The organism is Endobacterium panacihumi (genome assembly GCF_050847465.1).
Taxonomy (GTDB): Bacteria; Pseudomonadota; Alphaproteobacteria; order Rhizobiales; family Rhizobiaceae; genus Neorhizobium; species Neorhizobium panacihumi.
On the sequence record NZ_JBOZRA010000003.1, the window covers coordinates 60,091 to 77,191 of the forward strand.

At 55.9% G+C, this 17,101-nt stretch carries 14 protein-coding genes; 8 read left to right on the forward strand and 6 right to left on the reverse strand.

Annotation, left to right across the window (positions count from 1 at the left end; genetic code table 11):
- Nucleotides 1-239: 239 nt before the first annotated feature.
- Both ACRQ1B_RS15710 and ACRQ1B_RS15715 read right to left on the reverse strand, forming a co-directional pair.
- Nucleotides 240-1,394, reverse strand: a complete 1,155-nt coding sequence (locus ACRQ1B_RS15710; RefSeq protein WP_432294691.1) for a site-specific integrase — start codon at nucleotides 1,392-1,394, stop codon at nucleotides 240-242.
- The gene (locus tag ACRQ1B_RS15715; RefSeq protein WP_432294693.1) at nucleotides 1,394-1,681 is read right to left on the reverse strand and encodes a DUF7673 family protein; all 288 of its coding nucleotides are present in this window, start codon (nucleotides 1,679-1,681) and stop codon (nucleotides 1,394-1,396) included. Before ACRQ1B_RS15715 ends, ACRQ1B_RS15710 begins: the two co-directional genes overlap by 1 nt.
- A gap of 171 nt (nucleotides 1,682-1,852) precedes the next feature.
- Between ACRQ1B_RS15715 and ACRQ1B_RS15720 the strand changes: the two genes are divergently transcribed.
- On the forward strand, nucleotides 1,853-2,992 hold the full coding sequence (locus ACRQ1B_RS15720; RefSeq protein ID WP_432294694.1) for an RHE_PE00001 family protein: 1,140 nt from the start codon (nucleotides 1,853-1,855) through the stop codon (nucleotides 2,990-2,992).
- A 146-nt stretch (nucleotides 2,993-3,138) separates the two neighbouring features.
- On the opposite strand, the gene ACRQ1B_RS15725 is transcribed toward ACRQ1B_RS15720, so the two are convergent.
- Nucleotides 3,139-3,822, reverse strand: coding sequence for a nucleotidyltransferase domain-containing protein (locus tag ACRQ1B_RS15725; protein ID WP_432294695.1), 684 nt, complete (start codon nucleotides 3,820-3,822; stop codon nucleotides 3,139-3,141).
- Between the two features lie 30 nt (nucleotides 3,823-3,852).
- A complete protein-coding gene (locus ACRQ1B_RS15730; RefSeq protein ID WP_432294696.1) occupies nucleotides 3,853-4,776 on the reverse strand; it encodes a BrxR family helix-turn-helix transcriptional regulator in 924 nt (307 codons plus the stop codon).
- A gap of 195 nt (nucleotides 4,777-4,971) precedes the next feature.
- Between ACRQ1B_RS15730 and ACRQ1B_RS15735 the strand changes: the two genes are divergently transcribed.
- The 7 genes from ACRQ1B_RS15735 to ACRQ1B_RS15760 all read left to right on the forward strand — a co-directional run bounded on the left by ACRQ1B_RS15735 (nucleotide 4,972) and on the right by ACRQ1B_RS15760 (nucleotide 14,109).
- Entirely contained in the window at nucleotides 4,972-6,219 is a 1,248-nt protein-coding gene (locus tag ACRQ1B_RS15735) for a nucleotidyltransferase domain-containing protein (RefSeq protein ID WP_432294697.1), read from the forward strand.
- Nucleotides 6,216-6,686, forward strand: a complete 471-nt coding sequence (locus ACRQ1B_RS29220) for a type II CBASS E2 protein (RefSeq protein WP_489753106.1) — start codon at nucleotides 6,216-6,218, stop codon at nucleotides 6,684-6,686. The genes ACRQ1B_RS15735 and ACRQ1B_RS29220 overlap by 4 nt, the downstream gene beginning before the upstream one ends.
- Complete coding sequence (locus ACRQ1B_RS15740; RefSeq protein WP_432294698.1) at nucleotides 6,683-7,729, forward strand: CBASS cGAMP-activated phospholipase; 1,047 nt, start codon at nucleotides 6,683-6,685, stop codon at nucleotides 7,727-7,729. Before ACRQ1B_RS29220 ends, ACRQ1B_RS15740 begins: the two co-directional genes overlap by 4 nt.
- 130 nt (nucleotides 7,730-7,859) lie before the next feature.
- The gene (locus ACRQ1B_RS15745) at nucleotides 7,860-8,885 is read left to right on the forward strand and encodes a hypothetical protein (protein ID WP_432294699.1); all 1,026 of its coding nucleotides are present in this window, start codon (nucleotides 7,860-7,862) and stop codon (nucleotides 8,883-8,885) included.
- Between the two features lie 639 nt (nucleotides 8,886-9,524).
- Nucleotides 9,525-12,332 (forward strand): histidine kinase, encoded by a 2,808-nt coding sequence (locus tag ACRQ1B_RS15750; RefSeq protein ID WP_432294700.1) that lies wholly within the window; start codon nucleotides 9,525-9,527, stop codon nucleotides 12,330-12,332.
- The gene (locus tag ACRQ1B_RS15755; RefSeq protein ID WP_432294701.1) at nucleotides 12,329-12,787 is read left to right on the forward strand and encodes a DNA-binding transcriptional response regulator; all 459 of its coding nucleotides are present in this window, start codon (nucleotides 12,329-12,331) and stop codon (nucleotides 12,785-12,787) included. The genes ACRQ1B_RS15750 and ACRQ1B_RS15755 overlap by 4 nt, the downstream gene beginning before the upstream one ends.
- Nucleotides 12,788-12,789: 2 nt before the next feature.
- The gene (locus tag ACRQ1B_RS15760; RefSeq protein WP_432294702.1) at nucleotides 12,790-14,109 is read left to right on the forward strand and encodes a response regulator; all 1,320 of its coding nucleotides are present in this window, start codon (nucleotides 12,790-12,792) and stop codon (nucleotides 14,107-14,109) included.
- Here the strand turns inward: ACRQ1B_RS15760 and ACRQ1B_RS15765 are convergent, their stop codons facing one another.
- Both ACRQ1B_RS15765 and ACRQ1B_RS15770 read right to left on the reverse strand, forming a co-directional pair.
- Complete coding sequence (locus ACRQ1B_RS15765) at nucleotides 14,110-14,331, reverse strand: hypothetical protein (protein WP_432294704.1); 222 nt, start codon at nucleotides 14,329-14,331, stop codon at nucleotides 14,110-14,112.
- Nucleotides 14,332-14,701: 370 nt separating this feature from the next.
- The gene (locus tag ACRQ1B_RS15770) at nucleotides 14,702-17,059 is read right to left on the reverse strand and encodes a hypothetical protein (protein ID WP_432294706.1); all 2,358 of its coding nucleotides are present in this window, start codon (nucleotides 17,057-17,059) and stop codon (nucleotides 14,702-14,704) included.
- Between the last annotated feature and the right edge of the window lie 42 nt (nucleotides 17,060-17,101).

The following is a 17,101-nucleotide window of genomic DNA, read 5'->3' on the forward strand; positions in this document are numbered from 1 at the left end:
ATAACCTAAATGACTATCGTGACTATAGTACGCATGCGATGCTGCTGCAAGCGCTTGGCAGGGAAGGGGAGGGTACAGCTAATGCTTCGATACTTGGTCAGGTTCACCCGGACGCGATCGCGCCGCTGCAAATGTCCGCGGGTCATCACCGCCGAAGCATGACCCGGTGTAGGAGGGCCATAAGCCCGCTTTCGCGTGACCATATGCCCGATACTGCCAGGTTCTGGCATGTGATCACGTCACAGAAGCCGCGCCGCTCGCCCACTGCGCCGGGTGGCGCTGTTATAGTAACTGGAAGCCTGCTGGAGGGAACGATGTCGGGACTGCTCCATTGCTTCGGGCAGAGGAATGCCGCGATTGGCAGCTTCTGTAAGATATCCCGACCGCAACCCGTGCGCCGAGAACTCCCCAGGCTCCAACCCCGCCATCTCGACGCGCTGTTTGACGATGGCATTGATCGACTGCGGATCGAGCGGACGCTTGGACACGGTGCCCCAGCGCCCGATCCCCCGAAACACACTGCCGCTCTCGATCTTGGCCGCCGCGATCCAGGCATTCAGCGCGTCCACCGGCCGGCCAGTCAGATAGACCACATCATCCTGTTCGCCATTGGTCGTCTTGGTGCGGCCGAGATGGATAGCAAGAGAGGGGAGGGGAGCGCCGTCCGATACCTCGATCGGCGCCTCGACGCTCAGCTGCTCAAGCCGCAATCCAGCGATCTCGCTGCGCCGGCGACCGCCGGACGCGAAGGCGACCATGAGGATCGCCCGGTCGCGCACATCGCGCAGGCTGTCTGTCGAGCACGTCGCCAGCAGTTTTGCCAGCACATCGCCGGTGACCGCTTTGGCGCTCTTGCGCGATCGCTTCCGCGGGACGGCACGCACGGCGAGTCGAATAGCGGATTTGAGGGGAGGGGAGGCGAAGCTGCCGTCGAGGCCGCGCCATTTGGTCAACGTCGACCAGTTGGCCAAGCGACGACGGACGGTCGCCGGCGCATGCGGTCCGGTCGATTTCAGAAAGTTTTGGGCGCGCAGATTTTCAGCGACCTCGGCCGGCATGCCGTGATCGGGATCGGTGGCCCGCTTTTGCGGATCCCACAGATGCTGCGCGACGAATTTTAAGAGCAGCGCTTCGGGCGCCGGCCAGGGCAGCGATCGTTTTGTTGCCGCCAGCGCCCAGGCTTCGAGATAGGCGAGATCCGAGGTGATGGCCCGCAGCGTGTTGGCGCCCATGCCCTCGTTGACGAGATGACGCAACGTTTCGATGTCCGCGTCGGTCAGCAGCTCGGCCAGCTCATCGCGCCGGTCGATCGGCAGCACCGATGCAATCGTGTCGAGCTCGACGGCACGGCGCTCGACGCCGGTCAGGCTTGCTGCCTTTTTCAATGCAGCCATCAGGCCGTTTCGGCCGTCGGCCGCCAGCGCGCGATAATCTGTTCGATCTCGCTGCGATATTCGTAGGGGTAGACCATATCCTCCTCGCGGGCGATGTAAGCGAAGATTGTCACCATGTCCTCCCCCACGTCGGGATCGACATTGGCAAGATCGGCGAGATCGAATCCGCCATTGGTCTCGGCATTCCACCAAGCGAGCAGGAAATTGGCGACACGCCGGCCCTGGCCGGTATCCTGATGGGCAATGTTGAGCAGCTTTTCGAGGGCGAAACGAACGCGATCTTCCATGTCCGGGAGCCTTTGGTGAGCGTGATTTGGCCCCACATTATGTGATTTTGCGACTCGTGTCGATCTACCATCGATAAGAGGTAGTTATCGATGGTTATGGCACCATCTGGCAATCATACCAAGTGAGGAACCTAAATATTCAGATAGAGTTCCTTTAAAATATCGTTTACTATGATTTCAATGGCTTACGATCTCGCGAAATTGCCCATTTCAAACTTGGTTGGTCCCGCTTTTGATGCTGGTATCGCTCTGACGCGCCTCGACGAGCGTGTTGCCCGTTCGCCGGTCGGAACCGGCTTCCTCGAGCGCACCCAATTCGCCGACGCCTGTGCCTCGATGTGGATCGACGGCGAACTGGTCCACCTCGAAGACCTCGTGCTCCACGACGCGTTTCGCGATACCCGCACACCCACCCACGAACTCACTATCGCCCGTGACGTTCTAAAAAACCGCAGACGGATTTCTGGCCAGTCAGCCGACTGGGCTTTTTCCGCAGACGGTATCCGGACATTGCGACAGACATCGGACATCACGTCGGCCGGCCCTGACGGCGCATACTCGGCCGACGTCAACCGGGCCGCGACCCCGATCGTGGCGGAAGGGGAGGGGGATGATTATGATGACGCCAAAGATCTCCACGGCGTCGACTTTGCGGCCATCGATGCTGTGCTCGCCCGATCGGAGGCGGCGATCGAGCAGGCAAAGCGTCCCGGGCGTGCTGATACCCGAGAACGAGATCCTCTGGTCTATGATCTCGACTGGGACGAGGATGCCCGGCTCGACGAATGGCGCGGCGTGCTGCGGCAGGCCGAAGACCTGCCGGCAGTGCTGCAGGCGATCATCGCCCTCGATGCCTGGAACGAACTGTCCGTGCTGCAGCATGCGCCCTGGCTCGGCCGTCTGTTTGCCGCCTCGATCCTGCGTCAGGCAGGCATCACCACGCAAAACCATCTGGCCGCCATTAATCTAGGCCTCAAAACCATTCCCGTCGATCGGCGCCGCAGTCGCGATCGCGAGACGCGGTTGCTTGCCATCGCCCACGGATTTCTTACGGCCGCCGAGATCGGCATGAAAGAACATGACCGGCTTGTGTTGGCGCGCACACTGATGGAGCGGAAACTAGAGGGGCGCCGAACGTCTTCAAAACTGCCAGAGCTCGTCGAACTGGTGATGGCAAAGCCATTGGTGTCGGCAAAAATGGTGGCGAAGACGCTTGAGGTGACGCCGCAGGCGGCGCGGCGGATCGTTTTGGAACTCGGTTTGCGCGAGATGACGGGGAGGGTGAGGTTTCGGGCGTGGGGGAATCTGTGAGCAGATCACTCGGTTCGACAACCAAGGTTTTACACAGACTTAAGGGCGCTTCGCCCTCGACGGAAGGGGAGGGGATCTTTGTAAGCCCCTCCAGGGCAAAGAAGCGTCGACGGTAGTATGAGACACAAGCGAAAGGCTATCAGCACCTAACCATAAGGTGTCGCCAGGCTTTGTTCGTTAAGTTGCTTCAGAAGATGGGTCCCAACTTGATTGGAAGTTAAAACGAAGTGGTTTCTCCACGCGGTCTCAGGCGCTTCTGCGCCCAGTGGATCCGGTAGCTGCTCGAACTCGAGGAAAGATCGTAGGATCGCGACTGTCTTGGGAGAAGCACTGCCGTGTCTTGTGGCGACCAACTCACTCGTGCCCCCGAAAGAGGACTCGGAGATAAGCTTATCCGCGGCAAAGATCGGCCGTCCTTTCATCGCCGACTGGGCTATCAGCACCGTTCTCACTGACCAGGCGATGCGTTTGGCCACGAGAACCGGTGGAATCGATCGGTGATGATGCACAAGATACCAGCCTAAATCGCCTCCATGGCGAACTTCGGCCTGATAGGATAGCTTGGGCGTGAAAAGGCCACGAAGAACTCCGAGCACGCCATTTGGATCGAGGACGCTCTTTGCCTCCAAAACAATATGGTACGCGAAAAGGTCGCCGTGAACCGCTTTGTCTTTCAACAACGAGAGCGGATAATAGCTCATTGAATGATGACCATCGGTGACATGATAGGTGCGTTTCTCGTCAGTGACCATTAACAGATCGTGATCTGAGTTCTCTTGCTGATCGCCTCGTGCCCAGCTTCCATATAGAAATATGGCCTCAATAGTCATCTCGAGCGCCCAATCATGCTAAGAATTGGCTCATTTGCCGAGTGCCCGTTTGATTGCCTGCTTTGAGAGAAGACGCGTCGCCTTCATTGTCTGGTCCACGATCTCGCGATTCAAGAGCACTAGCTGCTGCTTGGAAGGATGGAGTTTCCCTGGTTCAACGTCCAGATTGTGCTCGGACATAAGATAGAAAGCCATGCTTAGCCGAACTGGGCAAACTAGCTTGTTATCTGCCATACCATATTCGACAGCTACGCCGTCCTGCTGAATCGGGGGAAGCTCCGGGTTAGGGCCGATTTCGAGGTCCAGTGTATGTGACCAGCCGTAATCCAAGTCCACGTCTACCGGAGTTAGCCCAGCCCTGCGGAAGTCGGCAATGCGGTTCAGGTTGTAGTCCCTGAACTCTTCGTGCTCTACGGAGTAGGCGCGAGCATACCAACGGCTTGAGTTGTAGAAGATTGCATGCGGCGCGATCGTTCGTGGAGCATCGGCACTTTCGGTAAGTGACCGATAATCTATCGTGATCAGGGTTTTATCACGGATTGCGTCCAAAACGCCGAGAAGCACCCGTGAACTCGTCGGCGTTCTCTTGATCGTCGTGACGTCAAGCGGAGGAACTTCGTCGAAATCGAACCAAGTTTCATCACGCTGCATCCAACCGTTGTCGATCGCCACGAGCTGGAGCAGGAACCTTTCGGAGCTTTGCTCGATCAAAGCCGGTTTGTACGACGAGGTTCTGACATAGGTTTTGAGCCCGCGATCATATTCCATGTTCTGCGGTGCGAGCCGTTCGTACTGAGCCAGATCTGACGATGCTTGCTGTACAGAAATGTCAAAGGTGTCGCGAATATCACCCCGATTCACGCGCCGGTTCCAGAAAAGTCGGAAGTCGATGAACTCCAGACGCTTGCGAAGAGGCCACCTTTGGGGTGCGTCATCCGGATTTTCCACAGGCATTCTCACATTTTATGGTCTTATTGTCATTTTATCCGTCGTATTTCTTGACGAATGGGCGCGCGATACGCATCTTAATGCGTGTGATGGACTGAGGTCAACCAACCGACCTTATCCCGCAGCACACGCAACCGACGGGGAGGACGTCAATGATTAGAAACTGGGAGGCTGCGAGCCTTGTACGCATGGAGTGTTTCGATGAACATGAGTATTCCCGCTGGTATCAACCCGTTCCTTGATCCGGTCGACCGCATTCTTGCGGAGATCGCGTTTTCTATTCAGCTTCCGCCGTCGCTTCATGCAACCGCGGTCGGCCGCTACGAAGCGGTCAGAAAGCACCTCGAAGCCACCGCTTCGTTTTTTGGCGACATCGAGCATTTTTACCCGCAGGGCTCCATGGCGATCGATGCCACTATTTCGACCCGCGGCACTGACAATGAATACGACATTGATATCATCGTGCAGGTTGGTGGCAGGTTTCGGACCATGTCCCCGCTTGACGTTCTGCTCACTCTGGAACGTGGGCTGACGGGATACCGCGGCCTTAAGGTGACGCGCCAGACTCGCTGCGTCACACTGCACTATGCGGACAACATGCATCTCGACATTAGCCCCGTTGTCCGCGATTACGGTTTCCCCGATCGACAAAGCCACATCATGCATGCGAAGGGTCCGCAACATGGTGCCGACGACTGTCGCGTTCCGACCAACGCTTACGCGTTTGTCGAATGGTACAAGCGCAACACTCCCAACGAGACGGTTGTGCGGGATGCCTTCCGGCAGCGCTGGCTGGATGCCAAAGGGTTCGCCGCGGATGCCGAGGTCGATGACGTTCCGGACCAGACGCATTTCGGCGTCAAGAGCATGGCAACACTCGCTCTGCAGCTCGTCAAGCGCTACCGTAACATTCGCTATGACGATCCGCGTCGCGCCGGCCGAATGCCGCCGTCGGTGATGCTTGCATACTATGCGGCCAAAACGTCGCGTCCTGGTAAAACTCTCACAGAGGCACTGGTCGGCGTTTGCAACGCGATAATCGCTGATACCGCGTACGCCAGCGCGCGAGGTCGGAAGCTGCACGTAGCGAATCCAGAGTATGATAAGGACGTCTTTACTGACCGTTGGCCCGAAAACGTTCAACAGCAGAACCTTTTTGCAAACGACCTTCGTGAACTGGTTCAGGGGCTTGAGGTCTTGCGCGCCGGCAAGGCGGATCTGACCAAAATACCTGATTGGCTTCGGGAAATGTTCGGCGGGCGTGTGGTGACATCCGTCATCGATCGCATGGCTGCCAGCAACGGTTCGGCAATCCGGTCCGCAACGCAGCTTTACACCCCAGCTGGTGGGGTTTTTGCCGGCGTTGCCGCGCTCGCCGCTCCTGCGGTTGCAAAGACGTCACCCATCATTAGATCATCGTCACACACGTTTTTCGGAGACGCTCCATGAGCGTCCTGCTTCCTTTGTCTATCCGCGAACAGGACGCGGAACTTCGGCGAGATTGGGCGAAGTTCCGTACTGTCTTGTTCGAACCAGGGCGCCAGCGTGTGATTTGGCGTGGGGAGGTACGGCCCGGGATAAATCGCTACACGATCGAAATCGAGTATTCGATGGAACGGGTAATAATGGGGCCAAAGGTTCGGGTGGTATCTCCGTCGTTGACAAGGTTGCCTGGTAATCCAGAAGGCAGTCTTCCACATGTCTACGATCGCGAGAATGATCCGTATCTATGCCTTTTCGATCCGCGTGGACGTGAGTGGAGTGGCTGGATGTCAATCTCAAAAAAGATTGTTCCTTGGACGCTGGATTGGTTGGTCTGCTACGAGGGTTGGCTCCTAACCGGAGTCTGGCACGGCGGTGGCCGCCACGTCACCGGCGAAATCGGGATGAGGTTTGATCTTGAGGATTCGCGATGAGCTATGTTCCTCCTCGGCGCTCTGATGGCACGATCGAGCACACCCGCGTAAAGCTCCCTTGGCCGAGGGACCGGTTGTTTCGCATCCTGACAATCGATGGCGGCGGGATCCGCGGCCTGTTTCCGGCGGCCTATTTAGCGGAGATCGAGCGCAGATTTCTGGGCGGTACTTCGATCGCCAAGTATTTCGACATGGTCGCCGGCACCTCGACCGGCGGCATCATCGCCCTTGGCTTGGCAACCGGGAAGACCGCCAGCGAAATCTCGGAGATTTACACGGACCGCGGCGAGTTCATATTTCCGGGGCCAAAAACACTTACGGGTCTGTGGAAGTGGCTCCGCTCACTGCGGGCATCGAAGTATGACCGTTCGTTATTGCAGCGCGAGCTACTAAGGGTTTTCGGCCATGAAGTACTAGACAATGCAAAGACACGAGTCGTCGTCCCATCATTCGAGGGCGAGTACGGCGAACCTTTTCTGTACAAAACGCCTCATCATCCCGACTATCAGAAGGATCGCCACAAGACGCTCGTCGATATCGCGCAGCATACGGCCGCAGCCCCTTCGTACTTTGCGGCGGTCGAGAACCATGGCTACCAAATGCTGGATGGGGGCATCTGGGCAAACAACCCGATTATGCAGGCGCTAGTAGATGTCCTCGCTTGCTATGACGTGCCGAGAGAAAATATCCGCATCCTTTCCATCGGCACCGGAGACGAAACGGTCGACCTCGCCAAGCGCCATCTAACAGGAGGCAAGATCGATTGGGGTGTTTCGATGCAGGTCCCTTTGCTTTTCCGGCTTGCGGCGCGCGCACAATCCAAGAACGCCTTAGGTCAGGCATTTCTCCTGGTCGGCAAGCCAAACGTCATCAGGGTGGATATGGACGAGCGCGAGCGACACATGGACCTCGACAACGTCGTCCGGGCTAAGGCGGAGCTACCGAACTTCGCTCGAGCGCATGCCGAGTCCAATGGCCAGCTTATCAAGCATATTTTCTTAGCTGACGAGGTCGATGAGTTCGTCAGGTGCGCGCACGGGTGACAGGGGCGAGGCATTTTCATTTTGGCGCCGTTTCTAGTGTGATTCGAAAGCGGGCTGGTATTAGTTATGGCCGCGAAAGGGCAGGTGGGACATGGGTTGGGGTGATAGGCAGAGGGATTTCGATACCATCTTGGCCATCTGGCCCAGCTACGAGCCACTGACTGGTATATGGCAAATGCAAGAGCTTGCGGTTGACAAGACTGGCAATCCGAACTGGCGTGATCGTCAGATACCCGGTCCGGGGGGTGGCATCAAGATGGACTGGTACAAAGAGGCCGATGCAGCCCTCGCTGCCCGACTCGAGTTGAATGCTCGTTATGCGGCCGAACTGGAGATGAGCCCCATCGACGAGGAAACCCGGCGCTCGTTTCAGCTCAAGGCTTCAAAATCTCTTCAAGCGAAGGAAAGACTGCAGTCCGAGGAGGCGCTGATGCTCGCGGAAGCCCGACGTCGTAAGGCATCAGTGCCGGTCCCGCACGCGTCGGAGCTGAAGTTAACAGCAAAGGCAGAGCCATTTAGGGAGGCCCTCGCGCATGCATTGGCCGAGTTTCCTTACGTCACCGGCGTACGCGTCGGAGACCTTCACGAGCGCACGGCTATGGCCAAATCGTACGTTGAAGTTTGGGATTTGGTGGCTAAAGGCAATCTGAACAAGCGAGGTGCTAAGCTAATCGAGCGCTCGAAGATCGCATCCGGGTTTGATCTCAACCCGACTGAACACTGGGGAGAGGTGAAAGCCAGGATCCGACAGGTATTGCTTCCGCGCGCGAACCAGTTGTTGCAGCTGGCGAGTGTTCAAAGGTTGCTAGATGAGGCATTGGCACGTGGTGAACGCGCCCTGGTCTGCAATGGGGTCGTGTTCTGGTACGAGACCGACGGACATCTAGGGTGGCAGGTCAAGTCGACAGACAGCGGGAAATCAGAAGAGTGTACGACACTCTGGACACAAGGTACGATCGTTTCCGCCAATCACGGGCGGTTGGTCATCCTTCCCTTTATTAAGGACAATGGCGAGCGCGTAAAAGGACACACGCGCAACGCGCCCGGAGACGGTCCTTCAAAGCCCAGACATCCGAGCCAGTACGTCGAAATACCGTTCAAGGTATTGAACAGTGATCTCATGATCGGACTGTTCGGAGAACTGCCGTATGAGTAGCATTGGCCGGAGATTTCATGCGGCGGCGGCTGCTCTTTTGGGCCCCGGAGGCATCAAGGTCAATATCAATGGATGATCTGGTCACTGATTGCACTCGGTTCCGCGAAGCTATCCAGGCTATGGACCGATCCAGGCTTATCGTTAGTTTGCGCGACTTCCCTCGAGGCTCATGCGACGACACATCTCTCCTGCTTGCTCGGTATCTTCGGGGACGGGGCTACGGAGATTTCCGCTCGATATCAGGCAGGCGAGGGCACGAGACCCACGTATGGCTGAAGCAGGGCAAGCTTGTGATAGATCTGACGGGAAACCAATTCTGCGACTGGCCGCACGGTCTGGTTTATGTCGGAGAGGAATGCGGTTGGTTCGCATCATTTTCCGGCGTCGATGGCGGGCCGGCAGACTACCGTCAATTTGGCGGTAGCCTCGAGGTCGAACTAGACGCGTCCTACGCGGAGATTCTTAAGCGCGCCTCTTGATGTTCTCGCATGCCCAGAACATTGACGAGGCCGTCCACGGACGGCCAATCCTGGTCCCCCCATTTCAATTGCAAGATTACTAGTGGTATTGCATGCGAAGATTCAACTTGACGAATCTTGCATTCCAGCTGAGACAATTTGGCTTCTCGGGGCTGGGGGAGTGCTGGACAATATGGTGGGAAATTTAGCTTCGGCTGCGATGAGTCCTATAGAAACTCCGACTTGGCTGCGAGATTATAAGACCCGTTTAGAAGCTGGTTTCAAAGCTCGATTAGAGACAGCAGAGTCATTGTTTCGAAAGTTGAGGCCTGTTGTCAATGTCGAACATCCTGTCGAGTTGATTGCCAATTCGTCGACAGATCTTCGTGCGTTCTTATACCGCCGCGATCGCCGCTACATCCCGGTTTCCGCTGCCATCAACGCCCATAGTTTCCGTCTTCAAGAGATTATCCTGAAGAGTGTGGCTGACCCGGATGATATCGGATTGGTCTCGGCGCTCGCCATGGGTCTCTGGTCGACTGCAGATAAATCAATTCCGGTTAGCCAGTTGGAAGGCTTGCCGGACGATGAGTTTTCCATCGTCGTCGAAACGCTAGCCCGATTTTTGGATGATCGGCTACCGGCAGATGTTCAGCAAATGGCGATGGCGTGCTCTAAGGAATTCATCTCGACCTTCCTTGCGTCTATCGGTTTCGGTCAGGGACTGACTTCAAACGAACCTCTGATTCGCGGCTTTGCGGAACGTGGCAGCAGCCTATTCGTTCGGTTCAAGCGACAGACTCTCGAAGTGCTTGGCCCGGATTTGGCCTCTGCATTCCTCTTCATGCTTGATCCGTGCTTGGCGCCGACGAAAAGCCAATTGTCCTCGATGCGCGAGCTGGCATTCGACTGGCATCTGCAGGACGCCTTCGACGCCATCGTTCTTGCGCGGATGGCGCGACCGCGACCAGACGAGGAAGAGTTTTTTGACGCCAATCTTGCACGCATACTTGATCGACCAAGACGCGAAGAGCTGGCAAATAGCATCGCGGTAATGCGAGGGAGAGCAAGTGCGCCGCGCCTGCGTCCTAGACGACCTCTACCGAGGTTACATAGACAAGCTCGGCTTTTCGCTCGCCTTCGCTTCGCTCTGGACAACAGCCGCGTCAATGAACTGCTCGACACGATCGTCGAAATCTATTGCTTTGATCGCGGCCTGATCAAGTTCCTAGATTGGTCGCGGATCGTGGTTGCTATCCGCCGCCATCGCGACGTCACCGCGCAATCTGCCTTCGTAACAATGCTTTTAAACGACCCGGACGTAAAATCGCTCCATCCACGAGCATCACTGGGGATGGGCAGAGGTGCTTTGATCGGTGACCTGACGATCTTGCTCGGCACGGTGCCGGCTCAGCGACATGACTTGAGTCGCTTGTTGAATAGCATAAAATCTCTGCCTCCATTAGCTGCCAAGCCGATGGCCGCAGCTGTGCTGGCACGGCCGATTGTGGAGAGGCTGGCCGCGGCGCTTACTACCAAGGGAAACTGGTTCACCGGTATCAACGACAATGCATACACGAGTATGCTCCGGATGACGGCGTTGAAGGCCGCGGAGTCACGCCGGCTTCTTTCGCCCGAACATGTGAACAAGGAGATCGATGCTGAAGTCGGCCAATTGCGATTTGACTATTTCCAGAACCGAATGCGGGGAGGGCGCGTGCGCATCCCGTGGCCCGCGGTCAAAAAGGCGACTGGGCAGCTATTGGAACAGACAGCAGCTCACGGTCTTGTCGACGCTACTATTTCCGACCAGATAGCCCAGCAGGAAGCGGTGCCTCGTCTCGCGCAATTCTTAGCCCGGAAGATCACAGATTACGTTCTTTATGACGGCCCTTCGAGCGTCGATCATGCGCTCAGCGATAATCTACGTCACGGAATTGTAGTCCCGAGGTTTCTCCGCGCGTTCGACGACGCCCTTCAAACGATCACACGACGCCGCGGTCTGTCGGTTTGGGAAGAGCAGCAGCTTACCCAAGTTTTGGGAAAGGATGCAGACCGCATCCTCAAATACCGCGAGGTAGTTGCTGACATCATCAAGACATTTGTCGACGGGGATCTTACGGTAAAGCACGGCGGGGAGCTCGATCGTGCGCTGTTTGAGGAAATTTCCAACGCCTTGACCACATACTTGCAATCGCCGCCGCGCAAGGGCGGAAGGCGGCCTGAAACCCTTATCTCTAGCTCGGCTCAGAGGCGAACCCGGTCGGCGCTGAAAGATGCCAGTAAAAGGCTTTCAGAAGATATAAGAAGGAACATCTTCGCGGAAATGAAGCTTCTTCGCAGAAGCTGCAAGAAAACTAGCACGGCGTCGACAAGCAGTTTCCTAGATAGCCTCGATTCCAACCTTCACGAGGCATTCGATGAGGTCCGACAGTGGATTGGGATGGTCGATCACTCGCAGGAAAATCCGGCGTTTCTTATACGTGAAGTTGTCAATCTCGAGCTCTTGTCGACACACCTCAGCGCGTTCGGCAAACTTAAAGTGAAATTGGAAGCAACTGCAGTCTTGCCTGACGGAACCGTTTCAGAGAGGTTCACGATTGACGGCAGATATCTGGAGCTGTTTGAGAGTATAGTCCACAACTTGCTGTCCAACGCGTTCAGTCACAGCGGGGACGAGCTTCGCACGGCGATCGATATTCGATTCCGCATCGAGCCGGACCATATTTTTGTACGTGTTGAGAACGGCGTATCACCCAAGAAAATCGATGAGGTCGTCACCAATTACCGGAGCACCGTGACGCTCGCGCATAAGCGAGTGGGTGCAGAGGTCCGGCAGGATAAACAGTCGGGTTTCCAGAAGATCAGGTCCGCCTTTTCAAAAGCATTCAAGTCCGAGTTGAAGATTAATATTCCGCCCCCGTCCGAGAAAAACAAGCTGTTTGTCGTTGAGCTGACCATGCCAACGACCACGAGTATCCTGAAATGAAGTGCAATGTTCTCATCGTAGAAGACAACCAAACCAAGAGGACGGAAATCGAGAAAACCGTCGTCACCCTTCTGAACGCTGAAGTTCTCGGCGTCTCCACCGTCCGCCAAGCCTACAAATCAATCGAGTTGAAGCCTTGGGATTTGATCATCCTGGATATGACCTTCCAGGTCACGCCGGAGGCCGGGAACGACAGCGCGAAGGAAGCGCTAGCGGGCATCGAGATATTGCAGTTTATGGCACGTCGACGGATCGACACGCCGGTTATTGTGGCAACGCAGCACACGTCGTTCTCGAACATCGAGGTCCCGGACATAAACTCAATAGCTGAACTAGATCAGCTCCTCCGCGATCTTTTCCCCGAAAACTATCGAACGACAGTTGAAGTCGACCTGTCTGAAGAAAGTTGGAAAACAGAGCTTCAAAAACAAATCACTGCCGCTCTAAAGAGATGAATATGCGAATTCTTATCATTGATGATGAAAAATCAAAGCGTTCCCGAGTTGCCGAGCTGGTGGGTGAAGGCCTTAAAGACTATAGTGTTCAGATTAAGGAGGCGGCAACTTATGAGCAGGCGCTACTGACTCTCCAGGAGTCGTACTACGATGTCGTTATTCTCGACCTTTTGCTACCCGCGGCAGACGGAACGCCGAGCCAAGATTCATCCCGGTCGATAATAAGGCAGGTGACCAATGGCACAGGGCTGATTCCGCCGATGCACATCATCGGCCTCACCGCTTATGAAACGGTCGCAGATCAGGAGCGCGCCTATTTCGACCAGCATCTATTGTCGCTGGAATTCTACTCCGCCCAACATAATCAGTGGGCAGATAAAATTGTCTCGAAGATAATCTATTTGATGCAGTCGCAGAACGCGAGCATGCGTTTCCAAGCCGAGAACTTCGGCGTGGACGTCTTTGTGATAGCTGCGCGACACGAGAACGAATTTTTGCCAATACGCAAGAAGCTCTTCAAGAACTGGAAGGACGAGGTCCATCCACTCTGGAAGGGCCAGATAACAACGGGCGAAATCGAGATGCGCGACGGTCGTGTGCTGACCGCCATCCTTTGCTGTGTCAACGAGATGGGAATGGCTCCCACAGCGGCAGTCGCCAGCCAAGCCATCAATGTTTTCCGCCCTAAGCTACTTGCGATGATTGGTATGTGCTGCGGCTTTAACACCAAGCCATGCGTAAGCGAGCGCAAAATCATGGACGTTATTGTCGCTCGCGAGGTGACATGTTGGGAAGAAGGCAAGTACGTTGACCGGGCAAAGGAACATATTGACTTTCAGAACCGGGCGAAGACCAGGGTGGTCAACGAACTGATCAGAGACGACGTCGAGAAGATTATCGAACAGTCGGAACGCACCATTACGCCGGCCCTCATGCGCATGTCGAAGCAGACCTTTTATAAGAAGGTGCGCGATCACTTTAACGCGGATGCTGAAGAGGCTCTGGTTCGCGACATTCCTGACGTCAAGTACGCGGCGATCGTATCCGGCTCAAGCGTTATAGCGGACGAGAGTACGGTCCAGCAGATCCTCGCTCGGCATACGAACGCCATTGGTTTGGATATGGAGTTGTTTGGGCTCTATACTGCGGTGGATAAGGTCTCAGGCAAGCGACCTTCGGTAGTGGGTGTCAAGGGTGTCGCCGACTTCGGAAAAGCTTCGAAGGACGACAAAGCCCAGGAGGCCGCGTCCACTGTTGCGACGGAGGTATTCAAATGTATCGTCGAAAACCTCGAGATTTTCAAAAATGCCGCAGCCTCTTGATTACAGAGCAACTCCAGGCGGTGATTTGGCAAGGTCAACTTTGACGGAAGTGCTCTCCAGCCGCCGTACCGTGCGGTCTATAGAACGTGTGAGCTTTTCCAGCCGCATCTGGAGACGGTGCTTTTGACCGTCCTCAGGAAGGTTGTCGAGTTCCATCGAGAGGAAAAACAAGTCGTTCGCAAGAGTGCTGGAATTCGGGTCTCTTAGATCGATCTTCCTCATTTTTAGCTCCTTGCCACCAATCAAATAACTGTGCTCAAAACAAACAACGAATTACCCGGCTTAAAGTTCGAGCTTATGGAGTAGAGCATGTCGCCAACTACCCGAAAGCCGTTTCGGACGCTTTAGCTCGCCCTAACTGGGTAATGAAGCAGGCTGGAGGTGGACTCGTTACGCTCCACGATGGCGCTTTATAGTCGATAGCACCATGTCGCCGAACCTCCTTGTAGGATTTGTGACAAATTCTCAGATTTTTCAATGAGTTGTGTTTCAGACTGTGAGTCATCGGTTCGACTCCCTTCAAGAGCGAAACGAGGACGCTCGGCTCAGTCGCAACATAGTTTGCGTGTCCGAGCCGGCACCTCATTCGATGTTACGCAGCTTCCCAGACCTGATTGAGGATTTTGGCAGCGAGAGCCGCCTTGTCTTGTGGTAGGAAGCGACCGTAGTGCTGCTGCACGACATCAGGTGTATCCTGAATGGCGTAGCTTGCCTGTTCGTAGGATCCGGTCTGTTTCAGAATATGCGTCGCGAGAATGTCCCGCAGGTTATGCGGTCCATGCGGCAGTAAGCCCTTGATTGCACCTCGCCCCGTGTAGGGATTGTAGATGCCGTAACGCTGGATCACAGTCCGCCAAGCCTCGTAGAATGTGGTGGAGTTGTAGGCCGCATCGATGCTGGTCGTCTTCACAGTTTTCACGAAGAGTGTTCCAGGGTCTTTGGCGCCACCAAGCAGAGCACCGCGGTGCCTATCTATGTAAGCATCCAGATATTTATAGAGATCGAGCAGGTCCGGCAGGATCAGCCGAAACGGCTTTTGGCCGAAGAACGAGGAGCCGGAGTTTTTGAACGCGACCGAAGGGATTAGGACCTCCCAACCATGATCGCGATCACTCCAGCGCAGCTCGCCGCATTTCATATCAGCAAGCCGGCGTTCCGACGTTGGATAATGTCCGCGCGGGCAGACACGCAGTTGGCGAAGGTTCTTCTGCCGTAGCCCGAGGTGCAGGCCAATCCTGAGTAACAAAAATGACCTGACGGCCTCTGCCGCCGGCCGCGGATATCTGTGCTCATCCGGCATGCGTGCAAGAATCTCGTCCGTGATCTTACGATATTCCGCCAATGGGCTTTCTGCCTCAAGAACGCACATGATTGGCTCGAACGGGTCACGATGGACGCGCATGACGCGCTGGATTTCCTTCGATCGGTTGGCTGCGTGCCGATGAAATGCGTCACAAGCGCCATGCCAGTCGCGAGCTGCGAAGTCGATTTCTTCCTGCTCAATCAAGCCTGCAATAGGCCTGACATTATGGAGCAACTCCGGGTGCTGTCGAATCCAGCCGACATCAGCACGCGAAAGGGCCTGAGCAACCATCAGCATGTCTTCTTCCCATTTTGTATAGAAGCCACGGCGTTGTTCCCGCCACTGCAGATACCAGTCCCAAACACCGGGGAAGATGAGAAGGCCAAAGCTCAAGCGGCTAAGTGGAACGCCGTAGCCTTTCACGGCGCTATTCGGTGACGCGGCCAGTGCGCCGAACATCAGACCAAGGTGCTCAATTTTTTGAGAAGCCGTTTCTTCTCCCCAAACGCCATTTCGCTGAAATCCAATCGCGGTCAGTGTCGAGGTTTTGAAACGAATGAGATCTGCCATCTCCATGGCAAGCCGCGGCGGCGCGTCGACGACGCCGGAGAGCAGATCAGGATCATCAAACTCGGCCACGACATTCTGATTGGCGCTGACCGCTGATACCAAGGATCTGGCCGATAGTGCGCTTCCGCCATAAGTGACACCGGGAAAGCGGATGGCATAACGTTGCTTGCTGGCCGCCGCTTGGTATCGACGATATTCTGTCGATCCGGAGATGATCACCCGGCGCACCCAATCGAGGATCTCTTCGCGCTTGGTGAAGGGCAGACTGCTGAAATCATCCGGAAGATGCAGTGAGATCCTGCGCCGTTCTGCCGGGGTGATATCACCGAGTTCGTGACCGTAAAGGGAGCGCGCCTGATGCGGCAGCTTCTCTTTGAAATATCCCTCCGGAAGTCGGTAGCGCCGCTCAATCCTGCGGAGGATGTCGAAGCTGGCAACAGATCGGGGCACTCGCTCGCCCTGTATCCAGGACAGAAGCGTCTTGTTGTCGAAGGTCTCATTCAGATGAATCACTGCGCGGTAGAGCTGCCAATAGGTGTCGCCGAACCGGCGCATATGATAGGCCAGCGCGTCCTGAAAGCTTGCCGGATCCTCTGTGGCGTCGAATAGCGGTTCCGGGAAGGGACTGATCGGCTTCGGTGCAGGACCTCGTGGTGCGGACCCAGACCGCGCAAATGCACTATCGGTTGACGCGCGTTGCGGTTTTCTGGTGGAAGGTGGGCAAGCGGCCTTCCCGGCGGCCGCCTTTTTGACCTGATGGGCCATCGGCTTTGGCGGCCGCTGTTCTTCGGACGCTGGCGCTGCGCCGAGCCATTGGATAATTGCATCCAGGCCTGGCCGGAGCTGCTTCTTCAGTTCCGCCGTCAACTCCGTTTCGATCCCACAGGACTGACCAATCGTCGTCCAGTCGATGTGGCTATTCAGGAGGGGTGGCGATTTCCGGTAGATAATCAAGCTTAGGAGATAAGGGCGGACGTTCTCCAGCACTCGTTTGGATGTGATCGGTGCGATACGCAGTTCGCAGAATTCGGATATCTTTCGCTGAAAATGCCGTGATGAAAGGTCTTTTTTGGTCATGCTTATTCCGTTTCTTTCGGCGCTAATGCCGAGGGCGAGCGG

Coding starts and splice junctions, on each gene's coding strand:
- ACRQ1B_RS15710 (WP_432294691.1), bottom strand. CDS start 1,394: ATGGCTGCATTGAAAAAGGCAGCAAGCCTGACCGGCGTCGAGCGCCGT.
- ACRQ1B_RS15715 (WP_432294693.1), bottom strand. CDS start 1,681: ATGGAAGATCGCGTTCGTTTCGCCCTCGAAAAGCTGCTCAACATTGCC.
- ACRQ1B_RS15720 (WP_432294694.1), top strand. CDS start 1,853: ATGATTTCAATGGCTTACGATCTCGCGAAATTGCCCATTTCAAACTTG.
- ACRQ1B_RS15725 (WP_432294695.1), bottom strand. CDS start 3,822: ATGACTATTGAGGCCATATTTCTATATGGAAGCTGGGCACGAGGCGAT.
- ACRQ1B_RS15730 (WP_432294696.1), bottom strand. CDS start 4,776: ATGCCTGTGGAAAATCCGGATGACGCACCCCAAAGGTGGCCTCTTCGC.
- ACRQ1B_RS15735 (WP_432294697.1), top strand. CDS start 4,972: ATGAACATGAGTATTCCCGCTGGTATCAACCCGTTCCTTGATCCGGTC.
- ACRQ1B_RS29220 (WP_489753106.1), top strand. CDS start 6,216: ATGAGCGTCCTGCTTCCTTTGTCTATCCGCGAACAGGACGCGGAACTT.
- ACRQ1B_RS15740 (WP_432294698.1), top strand. CDS start 6,683: ATGAGCTATGTTCCTCCTCGGCGCTCTGATGGCACGATCGAGCACACC.
- ACRQ1B_RS15755 (WP_432294701.1), top strand. CDS start 12,329: ATGAAGTGCAATGTTCTCATCGTAGAAGACAACCAAACCAAGAGGACG.
- ACRQ1B_RS15760 (WP_432294702.1), top strand. CDS start 12,790: ATGCGAATTCTTATCATTGATGATGAAAAATCAAAGCGTTCCCGAGTT.
- ACRQ1B_RS15765 (WP_432294704.1), bottom strand. CDS start 14,331: ATGAGGAAGATCGATCTAAGAGACCCGAATTCCAGCACTCTTGCGAAC.
- ACRQ1B_RS15770 (WP_432294706.1), bottom strand. CDS start 17,059: ATGACCAAAAAAGACCTTTCATCACGGCATTTTCAGCGAAAGATATCC.